The sequence below is a fragment of the Nocardia veterana NBRC 100344 genome (assembly GCF_000308855.1).
Lineage (GTDB): Bacteria > Actinomycetota > Actinomycetes > Mycobacteriales > Mycobacteriaceae > Nocardia > Nocardia veterana.
In genome coordinates this window covers 29,589-42,939 of record NZ_BAGM01000204.1, presented here as the reverse complement: position 1 = coordinate 42,939, position 13,351 = coordinate 29,589, and the positions used below count along the sequence as shown (strand labels likewise).

Below are 13,351 nucleotides of genomic sequence, written 5' to 3'. Positions count from 1 at the left end.
CGATGGGGTGGTCGTCGGTGATGTGGTCGCGGAATCGGCGTGCCGCCGCGGTGCTGTGGACCACGGGGTGGTGGATTCCGCACCACCGGTGGCGGTTTCGGTGTCCTCCGAGCCGTCGGCCGCGGATGCGGCGTCATCTGTCGAGACCGTTCCGGTCGGCACTTGCTCGGTACGGAGGCGGCGAACTGCCCAGGGGGAGGCGGTCGAGCCGGTCACGGGTAACTCCGGCGAAGACGAGACGACTGCGGGGAATCCAGAGTGGCCGGGGGCCGGTCGGAACACATTCGATAGCCCTCCTGCCTGCCTCGAGTCCTCGTCGGGAGGTCGCACACACCCACCGCCGCGCGCACTATCAATCCTGAACCGGCCGGCTTCGACGATGATTCCCACGATTGGGAATCGCCGAGAATTGAGATCGGATCAGTCATCGGAGCGGAGCGTCGCCATGGGTCAGCACTCGCGTTCCCGGTCGAGGAGGTAGCTCGATGGGTTTGGGCAGCCTGATCAGCGGTATCGGTAACTTCGTCAAGAACAACTGGTCGGACGCACTGATCGGAGTGGCCACGGGCGCCGCCTTCGCGCTCGGCGGGCCGTTCGGGCCGTTGACCGCAGCCCTCGCGGGAGGCGTGCTGACCGGGCTCAGGGACGGCATCAAGTCCGACTGGGACTGGGGCAAGGTAGGCGAGGGATTCGCCACCGGTGCAGTCCTGGGCGGGGTGACCGGCGGTCTGGGTGTCGCCGGCGGTGCCGTCAAATCGATGTCCAAGGCCGCCCTGGTGAACGCCGGAAAGAGCGTGCTGAAGAAGGACGCGTGGAAACAGGCCGGAAAAGCTGTGGTCAGCACCACCTTCTGGAAGAACACCGCATACGACACGTACAAGGATGTGCTCAAGAAGGGTAGAGGCACCGCTTTGATGATGGGCACCTACGCCGGTATGCAAAGTGGTTCGCAGCCGGCGCCGATCGGTGATATCGAGGTGATGCCCATTCATGTGCCCACCGCTGCCGTCGGAACCTGATGTGCAATGTCCGATGACATGCCACAGGTGTTCATGCCCAACCCGGACAAGCTGCCGAACGGCCTGACGTTCTCCACAGCGGTTCAGGAACGTTATCGTGGGCTGCCCAAAATGTATTTCGACAGCTGGGAGAGCTTCGGTAAAGGGACGAAGGAGGATGTTCCGGAGAAGCCCCCGGTTGTACAGATACAGGGTGCGAGCGGGGCGAACATCCGAAACTACGAGCTCTGGGTAGACACGCTGAAACAGATATATGACTCGCTGCGCGAAGACGATATCGGCGTTCGTGGTGTCGTCAAGAAGGCGGCCGACCTGGTCGACCAAGGTCGTGGTCTGGTTGCCGCTGAGATCAACGATCTGACCAGTTATGCGCGGATCAACCCACTGGATGTGAAGACGGTAAGCAAGCTGTTCTCGGGCGATGACCCGCCGCTGGATTCCAGCTTTCTTCCCACCGGAGGGGGCGAACTGACCGAGGACAACTACATGATGACGGTCGTTGCGTCCATGTCTGCGCGGCTCCACAAAGTGATGAGCGCCGTGCACGAGAAGATGGTGGAGACAGCGGATCTGCCCGATCCCGGGAAGAAACCTCCACTGAAGACGACGCCGGTGAAATTGGGAACCGATTCACCCGACGATCCGGCCGGCGATCCCAGCGGGAAGGGAAAAGAGACGGCGACACCACCGGGCGCTGACGTCCCGCTGGGGGCGAATACCGACCGGACCGCCGGCTCCACGACGGCCGATATGCCGCAGCCGTGGAACTGGGACGGTGCCGAACGAGGTACGACGGGCGCACCGGCCGGAGTCGAAACTGCGGCGTCCTCCGGAAAAGGGCAGTCGAGCGACGATGCACTGGCCAAGATCCGGGATCTCGAATCGCAGGCGACTTCGGCACCGGCGGCCCAGCAGAGCGGCGGATCGAATTCGCCTACGTCGCAGGGGATGTCGCCGCTGGGTTACGCACTGCCCGCGGTGATGAGCGCACTGGCCAATCGCGGTCCGATGGGCGATGCGATGGGAAACAGGTATCCGAGCCCGGTCTCGGGCGGACGTGCCGAGGCGGTCGGTCGCGCGCCGGGCAGCGGGGCGAACAATGCCCGCACTGCGCCACCGGCCACTGGCGGAACGCAGGCGCCGGCGGCGGCAGCGGCCAAACCGGTTGGGGCCGAGGACAAGAGCGCCGCACCGGCGAAGCCCGCCGGACAGGCCGGCCCAGCCCGTGTGTCGAGTGGCAACACCGTCACTCCGGTCGCTGCCACCGGGCCCGTCGACAAGGACGGGAGGGTCGTTTTCACCTTCGTGGACGGTCGCAGCGTGCGGGTGTCGCCTGTCGTGTCGCAGGCGCTGACCGCGGCGGTGGGCAACGCCGCCACCACCGACGCGAACAAGGCCTATGAGCACACTCCCGTCAAGGTTCCCGACGGGAAGGCCGTCGACGCGCAGAAGGATCCGAACGAGTTGATGACCGGAGACGTGGCGCGCTGGGAACGCCGCACCGCCCTGGTGGTGAAATTCGACGAGGAGCCCGACATGCACCTCGAAGTGATCGTCGAGGGCGGACTGCAGCGGTTCGAGAATCACATGAGCGACAAGGCGGGAGATTTCGGCCCGTTCTCCGGATTCGTGCATCCGCCGGGAATAGAACCGCAACCTGTCGGAGACGACGGCTCGCCCACGGTGATTCCCGTGGCAGCCTCGGCCACCGCGCCAGCGTGAGGGGTGAATCGGTATGAGTGACTTGGCGGGATTCGCCGTCAATGTGGGTGTGACGGCGCTCGCGAGCAGGCTGGGGGCGAAGTCCTTCGTGGCCGGTTTTGCCGGTGGCGCCGCCGAGTCCCTCTACGACAACGACTTCAAGTTCGATGCGACCGATATCGTGAAGCAAGGCCTCCTCGGGGGTGCGGGCTCCTGGGGTGGCGACAAATTGAGCGGCCTCGGCAACAAGTTGGGTCCGAAGGCGGCCGGCGCGGGCAGGCTGGAGAGGCTCGCGGCGGACAGGCAGAACGATATCAATCGGCTGTCGAGGAATCTTCCGAAAAACCGCCAAGACGTGATCGATGCGGAACGGGCGGCCGGGAACGGGAGTAAAGGGCCCCTGGATACTGCCAATGACGACTTGACTCGCCTCAACAATGAGATCAGAAATCTCGAAAGTAAGAAACGCCTTTCGAACAAGGATGCCCAGGCACTCGCTGACAAAAAGGTAGAAGCGCAGAAGCTGAATAACCAGCTCGATGACGCGTTGAACAAGGCGCAGAACCCGCGTGCCCTGAAGGTTGCCAAGCGGCAGAAAGATCTGCTCGACCAGAAGCTGAATGCCGCAAAGAAGAAATATGGCGACGACCTGTTCAAGGATTCGAAGGGGCTGAACAAGTTCGGTTGGGGCCGGACCGGGTTGCGGGCTCTCGGCTCCGGGACGGTGTCGGGAATCGGTAGTCTCTACAACGCATTGACCGGCGATGACGAGGGGCCGGGCAAGCCGCCGCACCAGGGAGGTAAAGACGGCGGTGGCGATCCTGGGGGCGATACTCCGTATCAGCCGGTGAAGTTCGTCTGGGACGGTCCGGAATTCTTGGGGGAGGAACCGTTCGTCAGGAATTCCACCATGTTCCCCGGCATCGAAGGGAACGGATTCCTGATCCGTCCCAAGGACCTGAGCGTCAACCTCGCGGACTGGTATGCGGGGCCGTCGGACTCGTTCGCGAAATCGCTGCACGACAACTATGCGCTCTTCGGGGATCTGAAGAACAAGAAAGAGGTGAAATACACCGAAACTCCGCAGCTCACCGAAGCCCTCGTGAAATACGGCGTGAAGTCCAAGGGCATGGAGGACTACACGACTGTGGTAAATGATTTCAACGAACGCGCCCGGAAATTCGACAAAAACGATCGCGATATGCTCGCCAAAGTGACGAAATCGGATACCAGTGTGGAGGAGGTGTCGAAACAGGGCGCGACAGATATCGGGAATTTGATCGCCGGGATGAACAAAGCTGTAACGAGCATGCGTGAGTCCGACCCGGGTTCCTTCGTGGCCGCGCTGATCCAAGGTTACGGTGAGCTGATCGATACGACCGAACTGGCCGCCGGGCAGAATGTGATCACCGCTGCCGATCTGCAGAAGATGGCCGACACCTACGATCAGAAGCTGAATGCCGGCTTGGCGGATGTCGGAAAGAATCTGCAGTCCAATATCGACAGCAGACTCGCAGGCCTGGAGAATCCCGGTGGCGGCAATCTGGCCGATCCGAATCTCGGCACCGGCGGCGACGACAGCAAGATTCCCAGCTGGGCCGATCCCGGAAAAGAGGACAGCCCGACCGATGCGGACAAATCCGCCGTCGACCGGGCGGCGCAGGATGCGATCGACCGCATCGAACAGTCCGCCGGTCAGGGCGTGCCGACCGGTGGCGGCGCGGGTCTCGGCGGAATGGGCGCCGGCGTCGACCCCGGGCTGGGCGCGGCCGGGATGCTTCCGGAGATGTTGAGCGGAATGGCGCTGCCCGCCATGATGCGCAACGGCATGATGGGCAATGGACTGATGGGTGACGGCTTGATGGGTGATCCGCTCGCCGGAGCGGGTACCCGTGCGCTGGACGACCGGGTCGACCGGCTGCAACAGGCGACCACACCACCACCGGCGCAACAGGCTTCGCAGACGCCGTGGTCGAACCAGAACCAGAATCAGAACACCGCGACCCCGGCCGCGCACACTCCGCCCGACGGCGCGAATTCCACGCAGCAGGGTACCGGCACGACCCCGCCGGTCCCCGGCGCCGACGGAAAGGTGCCCCACACCTTCCGCAACGGCAAGGTGCAGCGGGTGTGGCCGGCTGTCGATGTCGCGCTCACCGCGGCCGAATCGAACACGAAGGACACCGACGCGAAGGCGGCCTATGCCGGGACGGCGGCGAAGTGGTCGGACAACAAGCAGATCGGTGCCAGTATCGATCCCAGCCAATTGATGACGGGCGACGTGGCGACCTGGGACGACGGCCATTCCGCGATCGTGGTCATCTGGGACCCGAACGCCGATTCCGCGGCCCCGGCGGCCCCCGCGACCCCGTCGCCGGACGCTGCCGTGCCGGCGTCCGGACCGGGGCCGAGCCCCGACGCCGGCGGTGGCGGTGCCGATGAGGGTAAGGCCGAGATCGTGATCAACGGTGAACTGAAGCCGCTTCCGGAGGTCCTCGCCGGCAGCGAATTCGGGGCCTTCTCGGGCTTCCGGCATCCCAACGGTATCGAGGGGACCGGTGGCGCGACCGGCGACCATACGGCTCCGCCGCCGGACGCCGGTGTCATGCCGGCGGTAGCGGTGCAGACGGCGTGAGATGCGACAGCGTGAGATCGTGGTGACCAGGTGAGAGGAGAGCGTCATGGCACTGAATGTCGATCCGGCTGAGCTGGTTTCGATGGCCGGCGAGCTCGCCACGATGGCACAGATCACCGGCGCGGCGCTGCCGAAGGACTGGGTGGTGCCCGCCGGCGCGGACCCGATCTCCGCGCAGGCGGTGCCGCAACTCAACGGCCACGCTGCCACTGTGATGAACGGGCTGCTCGGGGTGTTGAACGAGGTCCATCGCTCGGCCTGGAACGTCGGTGCGGCCGCGGTCGACTACACCCGGACCGATGACGAGAACGGGCGGAAGGTGGCCGGTGCCGGCGGCAGCGAGCAGGCGGTCAATCCCGTCGCCGAAACACCGCCGCACACACCGCGATTCGCCCCGGAATTCCGGTTTCCCATGGTCGGCACCGAAGTGGACCCGCTGACCTTCGCCCAGCAGTTGCATTCCGGCCCCGGCCCCGGCCACGCGGCGCAATTCGCGCAGAATCTGCGCAGCTACCTGGCCACCACACATACCGCGGCCACCGGGCATATCGACCGCACAGCGGCAGGTATGCAACATTGGACGCCGGTCGGCAGTCTCGCGGCGCAACAGCTGACCGAACATCGCAGTTGGCTCGACCAACTGGGTTCGGCACTGAGCGAGTTGGCCGATGGTATCGAGAATTACAGCAACGCCTTCACCGCGGCGAAGGCGAAACATCCGACGCCGGCCGAGATCATCGCGGCCCGGAAGGAACTCGTCGCCGCGATGCGCTCGAAGAACGAAGTGGCGATGCAGGATGCGCTGGCGAAATTCCAGGAGCAGAATGCCCGCTCGGCGCAGACCGTGGGCGAGTACGAGATATCGGTGAATTCGAAGACCCCGGGTAAGAACGGCACGAACGGCACCGCTCAGGCCGGCTCCGACGGCGGCGGGCAGGATCTGCAAGCCTTGATGCAGATGATCCCGGCGATGATGTCGATGATGCAGACCGGTATGTCCACCATGGGGCAGGACGGACAGTTCGACAGCATCGGTGATGCGGAGTCCGGCCTCGGGGAGTACGGCGATTACGGCGATTACGGGGTGGGTGGTTACGGCGGGAACGCAGCCACCCCGATCGGCGATCTCACCAGCTCGATCGGGTCCGGCGCCGGCGGTGGCGGTGACAGCCTGCCGTCGGTGACGGTGGGTCCGATGCCGACGGTGGCATCGGTCGCGTCGAGCTCACCGGCCTCGAATCCGTCGGCCTCGAACGCGTCCGCCATGCCCAAGGCGCCGGTGATCGACGCGCTGGGCTCGTCGCCGGCCGCGGCCACCCGCGGCGTCGCCGGTGCGGCGGGAATGCCGTATATGCCGATGACACCCGGAATGCCCGGTGCCGGCGGCGGAAACAACGAACGCAATCGAGTCGTGGCCTGGCATCCCGATCGCCTGATGTATGTCGACGATACCCCGCACACGGAGCAGGTGATCGGCGAGAAGCCGACGATCGCACCCGCTGTCACGCCGCCGACGCCGTCGCCGGCCAAGCAGGCACCAACGCAAACCGGAGGTAACGCATGAGCGGAATCCATCCCGACGTGCAGGCGGCCTTGGATGCCGCACGTGAACTGCGCCATCGCATCGCCGATCTACGGGAACGGATCGATGGCATCCGGGCCCGCCGGCCGTCGCCGAGCGGCCTGGTCATCCCGGAAGTCGATGCCATGGGCAGACTGACGGACCTGTATCTCGCGCCCGGGACCGTGGACCGGTTCGAAGCCGATGAGCTGGTTACCGAGATCATGGCGGCGATCCGGGAGAGCACGGCCGACGCGGCGTTGCAGTATCAGACGATCATGGACGCCGAGCCCGAGCCGGAACTCGACGCCTTCGTCGACGCCGGTTCGGAGCCTGGGCAGTGACCGAGCCCGGCGGCGTCACCGTCGGCGATACGGTGAGCTGGCTGCACGACGAGGGTCTCATCCGGCTGTCGTGTCTCGGCGAGCGGGCACTGAGCCCGATCGCGGCCTACACCGTCGATGTCGCCACCGGCACCGTGATGGCCTACCCGGCCACCGGCGGCGGTGTCGGTTCGGAGATCACCACCCATGCCGCCGATGATCTTCCGCATCCGGTGGGGACGCCGAAACGTCTTGTGGTCGTGGGTGTCACCACCTCCGAGGCGGTGCTGATCGTGGATCTCGCGACGTCCGTGACATTGTCGATCAACTCCGATCGGCCCGAATACGCCGCCCGGTCCTGGATTCTGCAGCTGCTGCTGAATCCGGACGTCACCATCTCCACCAACAGCGCCGATATCGCCATCGGAGACAGCCCACGCTGCCGGCGCTCGTTCATCCCCGGCGGCAGTTCGACGATCGTCAATATCGACGATATGAATCCGCCGTTGACCACGGTGACCTTCAACGCCGACGACGAGGGGCCGGATCATCTGGACATACTCGGCGACGGGACGGGCGAAATGTACCTCGGTGCCCGGTTTTGGCCGTTGCGGCAGGTGATGACCGTGGGGGACAAGGCCTGGAACAAGCTCGTCGACCAGATGTCCGGCGGTGCCGACACCGCCGGGCCGGTCACATCGTCCGGCGCCGGACCCTCCTCCGGCGTGGCCGCATCTGTTGCCGACGCCCCGCCGCGGGTCGCGCCACCTACCTACTGATCGCCCGCTACTGATTTCGGAGAACGACGATGACCGAACACGACGACAACGACGATTTCGCCGGCGACCTCGACACCGAGGAGCGTGCGCCGGACTGGAAGTCCATGGTGTACGAGGTATTCAATCCCGAACGCAGTGTCGGTGTGGCCTGTGGCCGCGACGGCGAGGTGATCGGATTGCATCTGTCCGACGAGGCACGAGACAACGGGGACGCCTGGCTGGCCGCGGAGATCATGCGCGTGGCTCGGCTCGCTCATCTGAAATCCCGGGTCGGGTTGCGTGCGGAGATGGAGTACAACGGGGCCCGCCCGTACACCGTCGACTCCTTCGACCTGCCGACCGAGGCCGCGTACCGGGCTATGGAGAACGCCGAATTCGGTATCTCCCAATAACTTCCGGAAAGGAGCCGGCAATGATCGATTACGATTCGGCCGATTCGGTGATCGCGGCATCGACGTGGTTCACCGGCGGAGTCAACGCGTCGACCGGGCATGCCGGGCGGGCCGCGGGAGAGTTCGTGTTCGGGGACCGGCCGCAGTCCGATTTGGACTATCGCCTGGTCGCGGTACGCGACCGGATCGCGCGGTGGTTCGCGGAAGCGGTCGACGACATCGATACCCACAGCGCAACGACACACGGGGATATCGTCGGCACCGCGAACCTCCTCGACGCCACCGATCGCGACGGTGGCACGCAGGTGCGGATGGTCTGATCACCGATGGGATACGAGCACGGCAGTCGGTACTGGGATGAGGTGGTCGGTAAGAACTGGCCGGCCATCTCGGACGGTGACTGGCGCGCTCTGGAGACGATCGCTCGGGATGCCGCCGAGGCCGCCGACCCGATCGAGGCCGATCGGGCGGAACGGCTGTACACCGACCGTGTCCGCGCGGGCGTGAGTCTGGAACTGGCGCACGAAGATATGCGTCGGCAACGCGATCGCCTGGGTCGGCTGGTGGACGCGCTGGTCGCCGCCGCGGACACCTTCGGCGACATGGCCGAGCTGGTCTACCGCACTCGGCACAAAATTCTGGACGTCCTCGACCGTGCCGAGGACGACATTCGGAAGGTGAACAGCAGCGCATCGGAAGACGACGACGAGGAGGATGTGGAACGTCGTCAGCGTCGTATCGAGGCGATTCTCGAGCAGGCACGCCGAGAGGTGGACGAGATCGCGCGGGCGGCGGCGAATGCGGTGGGGCCGCAGACATTACCGGAATTGCGGATTCTGGCCGAGCTGCTGGGGCGGGGAGACCCCTGGCGCCGTGGTCACGGTGGCGGGGGAGGACAGGGCGGTCACGACGGTGCCGGCGCCCGGCCTCGGCACGACGGCGGGCACCCGAACGCGGATCCCTCGGTCCCACAGCATCCGGTCGGTCACGAAGGCGAGCGGGGACGGTCACCATCCGACGTGTTCGCGCGAATCCCACTGTTGCCCGACCTGATTCGACTCGACCCCCGAATGATGCCGCACGGGAACTTCGACGAGCTGATGCGGCGGATCGGCGACCGGCTGCTCGGTATGCCGGACCGGGCGCCGGTGGACGCGCCCCCCGTCGATTCGGGTCCGCCGGGTGCGGGGCAGGCGCTACCGGGTCCGCCGGGAAGCGCGGTGTCCGGCGCCCCCGAGCCGGGTCCGGCGGTGGGCTGGGCGCCTGCCGGGCATGCCGCACCGGGTGCTGCGCCGTCCGAGACGGGTACCGGCGGCGCCGATGCCGAACCGGAAGCGGATACCGCGGCGGGAGCGGCACATTCGGCATCCCATGACGGGCCGGGTGACCATCTCGACGGGGCCCCCGATCGCTCGGAGCGGCCGGACCGACCCCATTCCGATCCGGCGACGCGGCACATTCGAACTCCCGAGGACGATGTGACTGCGGCCGCCGTGCGGGCCGCTGCCCACGACACCGACTCCGACACCGACCATCGGGCAAACGGTCCCGTGCCGGTCGCACCGCTGATACCGTCGCCGTTCACGGGATTCGGCGGGCCCCCTGCCGGTCCGGTGGTGACCGGCTCGCCGCCGGTCGGTGCTGCCCCCACCGCATCCCCCGGTCCCGCGACGAGTAGCGCTGCTCCGCCGGAAAACCGGGTATCGGCTCCCACCGACGGGCGCGCGGCAGCGCCGGGACCTCGGATGCCGAGCAGCGCGGTAGCCGGTCCGGCGGCCGCGGCGCCGCCGCCGGTCAAACCACCATCCGCGGGGCCGGGGGCCGACGGTACCGGCAACGCGATGCGCGACGCCGTGGGCGGCGCGATGTTGGCCGCGGCCGCACCGGGATTCGTGCTCGGGGAACGCGTGGACGGCGATCTCGTGCTGGCCCGCACCCTGCTGAGTAGTCTGCTGGCGGCGACCGGGGCGGAGTCGCCCGGCGTGGACGCCTTCGGGGTCGGATTCGCGGTAGCGGTACTGCGTCACGCGAGCGGAATCAGTGCCTTCGTCACCTCGAACGAGGGCCGCGGATGGTTGCCGGCGGGACTGTATCTGCCGCAAGAGATTTCCACGCCCTGGGTGTGGTCGGAGGCTGCCGGCTCGGCATGGGAGGGGCTCGCCGATCCGGCTCGGGTGCTCGCCGAGTTCGCGTTGGCATGGGGTTCGAAAACGGGTGCACGCCTGACGGCTTTGGTCTCGTCGTTGCCCATGGACGAGATATTGCGGGCCCAACTGGGAGCGATACCGGCGGAGGGTGAAGTCACCGCCGCTGCGGTGATGGACTTCTCCCGGCCGGGCGCCGGTTTCGTGGACCGGCTCGAGTTGGTCGGCGCGCGGCCGCTGCTGGATCGGGTGCGTGACACTCCACCGGAGCGGATCGCCGAGCGATGTCTGGATCTGGCGCGCGATGGTGCGACGAGGATTCGCCGCGCGAACGGTACGCGGCTCGAGTCGCTGAGCCCCGCGCCCGTGCGGGATCGCATCATCGATGCGCTCGGTCGTCGCGAGACGGTCGGCCGCGAGCAATGGGACGAACTGCGTGACGCCGACACCCTGCTCGCGGCGTCGATGCTGCCGTTGGGTGCGGACGTGTCCCGAATACCGTTGCGCGAGTTGCGTTCCGAGCGCGACGGCCGCGACGGCACGCAGGCGGCCACCCTGCGCGCCATGGTGGGCGAGCGACGTTGCGACGAATTGGTGCTGCTGATGGCGGCCGAGCCGAACCGGCAGACCCTGCGCGATGCGGTGTACGCCCACGCCCAGCTGGTCGATCAGTTCCCGTCCGTACCCGGTCCGGACGATGATGCCGGCGCGGCGCCGGCGCGGCGATCGGCAGTGAGCGTCGCTCCGCCGCGACAGTGACCGACTGCCCGGGGCTCTGGAGAAACGGTTCGTACTTCTCTCTTCTGGGAATATCGGCTCCGGTGCGGGCGATCCGAACGCCGACAATAGGAGAGTTGGTGTGCGGAAAGGATTCGATTCGGCATGGCGGAGATGGATATCGACCCTGCGGTGCTGCGTCAGCTGGCCGAACAGCATCTTCGAGTAGCCGAAGAGACGCGGGCCTGGGCGAAGCCGCCGCAGGATTGGCTGGACGCCTTCATTCCCACCTATGGCAAGATCGCGAGCCCCGTCTACGACGCACTGATCGAGTATTACAACGCTCGACAGCAAGCCGGTGAGAATCTGGCCGATCAGCATGTACGCACCGCCGAGGAATTGCGGGCCGCGGCCGACGCTTACGAACAGGCCGACCACGATTTCGCCAACAAGATCCGCCAGGCCGGCGAAGGGCACGACGGAGCTCCCACCGGGCACGGTGGCCCCTCGACCCCGACCCCGACCGGCATCGGGCCCGCGCCGGTGGGTGGCCACGCGCCCGCCGATGGGGTGCGTCCGGCCGTGCCGGTTTCGAGCGGCCCGGCGCAGACCGGCATCGCCCCGATGACCCCGGCCGGCCCTGCCGTTCCCGAGATGCCGGCGGCGGCGTCTGCCGACCCGGCGATGGCTCCGGGACAGAGCGCGCCAATGGCACCGGCGGCCCATGCCGGAGCGGATTCCGGCGTCACCGGTACCACCACATCGACCTCGCCCGGTTCGGGCGTGTACGCCGGGACCGCTGCGGGACCGGTGCCGACCGGGCCCGTTCCGGTGGGGCCGATGGGGTCGACGGCGGATTCGCAGAGTGCCGGGCAGCCCGGGGTTCCGGCGAACGGTACGAACGCCGACGCGGTGCCGGTTCCGATGGCACCCACCCCGTTCGGAGCGGCGATCGCCAAGGCTCGCGAGAAGCAGGCGGCGCCGTCGTACATGGTCGGCGAGGAGGTCGACGGCGACCTGGTGGTCGCCCGGACGCTGTTGCAGGCCGTGCTGGCCGCCACCGAAGCGACGGCCATCGGATTGCACTGGTCGGTTGCCGTATTGCGCGGGCCGGCCGGTGCGGGGGTGTTCATCACCTCGAACGAGGGCCGCGGCTGGCTCCCGGCCGGAATGTACCTGCCCCGTGAGGTTTCCACACCGTGGGTGTGGGACGACATGCTGGGCGATACCGGAGGCGCCGGTTCGCCATGGGAAGGAATATCCGACCCCGCGCGAATTCTGGTGGAGTTCGCATTGGCGTGGGGGCCGAAGGCGAATGCCGAGCTGGTGGCGCTGGTGTCTTCGGCGCCGATCGACGGTGGGTTGCGAACGCGTTTCCCGAATGTCGCCATGGAAGGGTTCGTCGGACCCGAATACGAGGTCGATCTGCGAATCAATACGCCCGACACCGCCGACCGGCTGGCCTTGGCCGGTTCGGCCGAAGCGGCCGACAGCACAGTCGAGGTCCCGGAAGCGCAAATCCGTGCGCGTCTGGTGCAATTCGCCGCCGATGCGCACGGGCGGGTTGCTCGGGCGGTGGCCTCGACACCGGATGCCGCCGAGTCCCGGCGGATCCGCGACCGTATCCTCGCCGTCGTCGAGGCCGGGCAGCCGGTGTCGCGTCAGTGGTGGGACGAGTTGCGCGAGGCGGACGATTTGCTTGCCGCCGCGATGTTGTCGCGCCGGATGGATGTCGGACGCGTGGAGCCGGGAGAACTGCGGGTGGACGAGGAGGGCGCTGCCCTGCGCGGCTTGGTTTTCGAACGCCGCTGCAACGAACTGCTGTTCCTGCTCGCCGAGGAGGAATCGAACCGCCAGCTGCTTCGCGACGCCACCTACGCCTACGACCAGATCATGAATCATCCACGCTTCGAGGATGTTTCGGTCCCGGTGGCCGTCGGTGCCGAGGAGAAGGTCACCCGTCCGGTCGGTGTGCCGGGCCAGGTGTCCGCGCCGTCCGTCACCGCCGGCCCGCCGCCGGGCTCCACGGTGAGCGCGCCCGCCGGGCCGCCGCCGGTGATCACCACCGACCGGAATTGAG

At 67.0% G+C, this 13,351-nt stretch carries 10 protein-coding genes; all 10 read left to right on the top strand.

The window, feature by feature from the left end; genetic code table 11:
- Positions 1 to 485: 485 nt before the first annotated feature.
- The 10 genes from ON37_RS28435 (at position 486) to ON37_RS28390 (ending at position 13,350) form a co-directional block, all read left to right on the top strand.
- The gene (locus ON37_RS28435) at positions 486 to 1,019 is read left to right on the top strand and encodes a hypothetical protein (RefSeq protein WP_040723859.1); all 534 of its coding nucleotides are present in this window, start codon (positions 486 to 488) and stop codon (positions 1,017 to 1,019) included.
- 6 nt (positions 1,020 to 1,025) lie between these two features.
- Positions 1,026 to 2,741, top strand: a complete 1,716-nt coding sequence (locus ON37_RS28430; protein WP_040723858.1) for a hypothetical protein — start codon at positions 1,026 to 1,028, stop codon at positions 2,739 to 2,741.
- 49 nt (positions 2,742 to 2,790) lie between these two features.
- Entirely contained in the window at positions 2,791 to 5,355 is a 2,565-nt protein-coding gene (locus ON37_RS28425; protein WP_157171658.1) for a hypothetical protein, read from the top strand.
- Positions 5,356 to 5,401: 46 nt separating this feature from the next.
- Positions 5,402 to 6,919: a PPE domain-containing protein gene (locus ON37_RS28420; protein WP_040723855.1), complete on the top strand. Its 1,518-nt coding sequence runs from the start codon at positions 5,402 to 5,404 to the stop codon at positions 6,917 to 6,919.
- Positions 6,916 to 7,260, top strand: a complete 345-nt coding sequence (locus ON37_RS28415) for a YbaB/EbfC family nucleoid-associated protein (protein ID WP_040723853.1) — start codon at positions 6,916 to 6,918, stop codon at positions 7,258 to 7,260. The genes ON37_RS28420 and ON37_RS28415 overlap by 4 nt, the downstream gene beginning before the upstream one ends.
- The gene (locus tag ON37_RS28410) at positions 7,257 to 8,018 is read left to right on the top strand and encodes a hypothetical protein (protein WP_040723851.1); all 762 of its coding nucleotides are present in this window, start codon (positions 7,257 to 7,259) and stop codon (positions 8,016 to 8,018) included. Before ON37_RS28415 ends, ON37_RS28410 begins: the two co-directional genes overlap by 4 nt.
- Positions 8,019 to 8,047: 29 nt before the next feature.
- Complete coding sequence (locus tag ON37_RS28405) at positions 8,048 to 8,410, top strand: hypothetical protein (RefSeq protein WP_040723849.1); 363 nt, start codon at positions 8,048 to 8,050, stop codon at positions 8,408 to 8,410.
- Positions 8,411 to 8,430: 20 nt separating this feature from the next.
- Positions 8,431 to 8,730 (top strand): hypothetical protein, encoded by a 300-nt coding sequence (locus tag ON37_RS28400; protein WP_040723848.1) that lies wholly within the window; start codon positions 8,431 to 8,433, stop codon positions 8,728 to 8,730.
- Between the two features lie 6 nt (positions 8,731 to 8,736).
- Positions 8,737 to 11,313 carry a hypothetical protein gene (locus ON37_RS28395; protein WP_040723847.1) on the top strand — a complete coding sequence of 859 codons (2,577 nt, stop codon included), beginning with the start codon at positions 8,737 to 8,739 and terminating at the stop codon, positions 11,311 to 11,313.
- 123 nt (positions 11,314 to 11,436) lie between these two features.
- Positions 11,437 to 13,350, top strand: coding sequence for a type VII secretion target (locus ON37_RS28390; RefSeq protein WP_040723845.1), 1,914 nt, complete (start codon positions 11,437 to 11,439; stop codon positions 13,348 to 13,350).
- The last annotated feature ends 1 nt before the right edge of the window (position 13,351 follow it).

Bases quoted from the DNA above. Each gene is read 5' to 3' on its own strand.
- ON37_RS28435 (WP_040723859.1), top strand. From the start codon at position 486: ATGGGTTTGGGCAGCCTGATCAGCGGTATCGGTAACTTCGTCAAGAAC.
- ON37_RS28430 (WP_040723858.1), top strand. From the start codon at position 1,026: ATGTCCGATGACATGCCACAGGTGTTCATGCCCAACCCGGACAAGCTG.
- ON37_RS28420 (WP_040723855.1), top strand. From the start codon at position 5,402: ATGGCACTGAATGTCGATCCGGCTGAGCTGGTTTCGATGGCCGGCGAG.
- ON37_RS28415 (WP_040723853.1), top strand. From the start codon at position 6,916: ATGAGCGGAATCCATCCCGACGTGCAGGCGGCCTTGGATGCCGCACGT.
- ON37_RS28405 (WP_040723849.1), top strand. From the start codon at position 8,048: ATGACCGAACACGACGACAACGACGATTTCGCCGGCGACCTCGACACC.
- ON37_RS28400 (WP_040723848.1), top strand. From the start codon at position 8,431: ATGATCGATTACGATTCGGCCGATTCGGTGATCGCGGCATCGACGTGG.
- ON37_RS28395 (WP_040723847.1), top strand. From the start codon at position 8,737: ATGGGATACGAGCACGGCAGTCGGTACTGGGATGAGGTGGTCGGTAAG.
- ON37_RS28390 (WP_040723845.1), top strand. From the start codon at position 11,437: ATGGCGGAGATGGATATCGACCCTGCGGTGCTGCGTCAGCTGGCCGAA.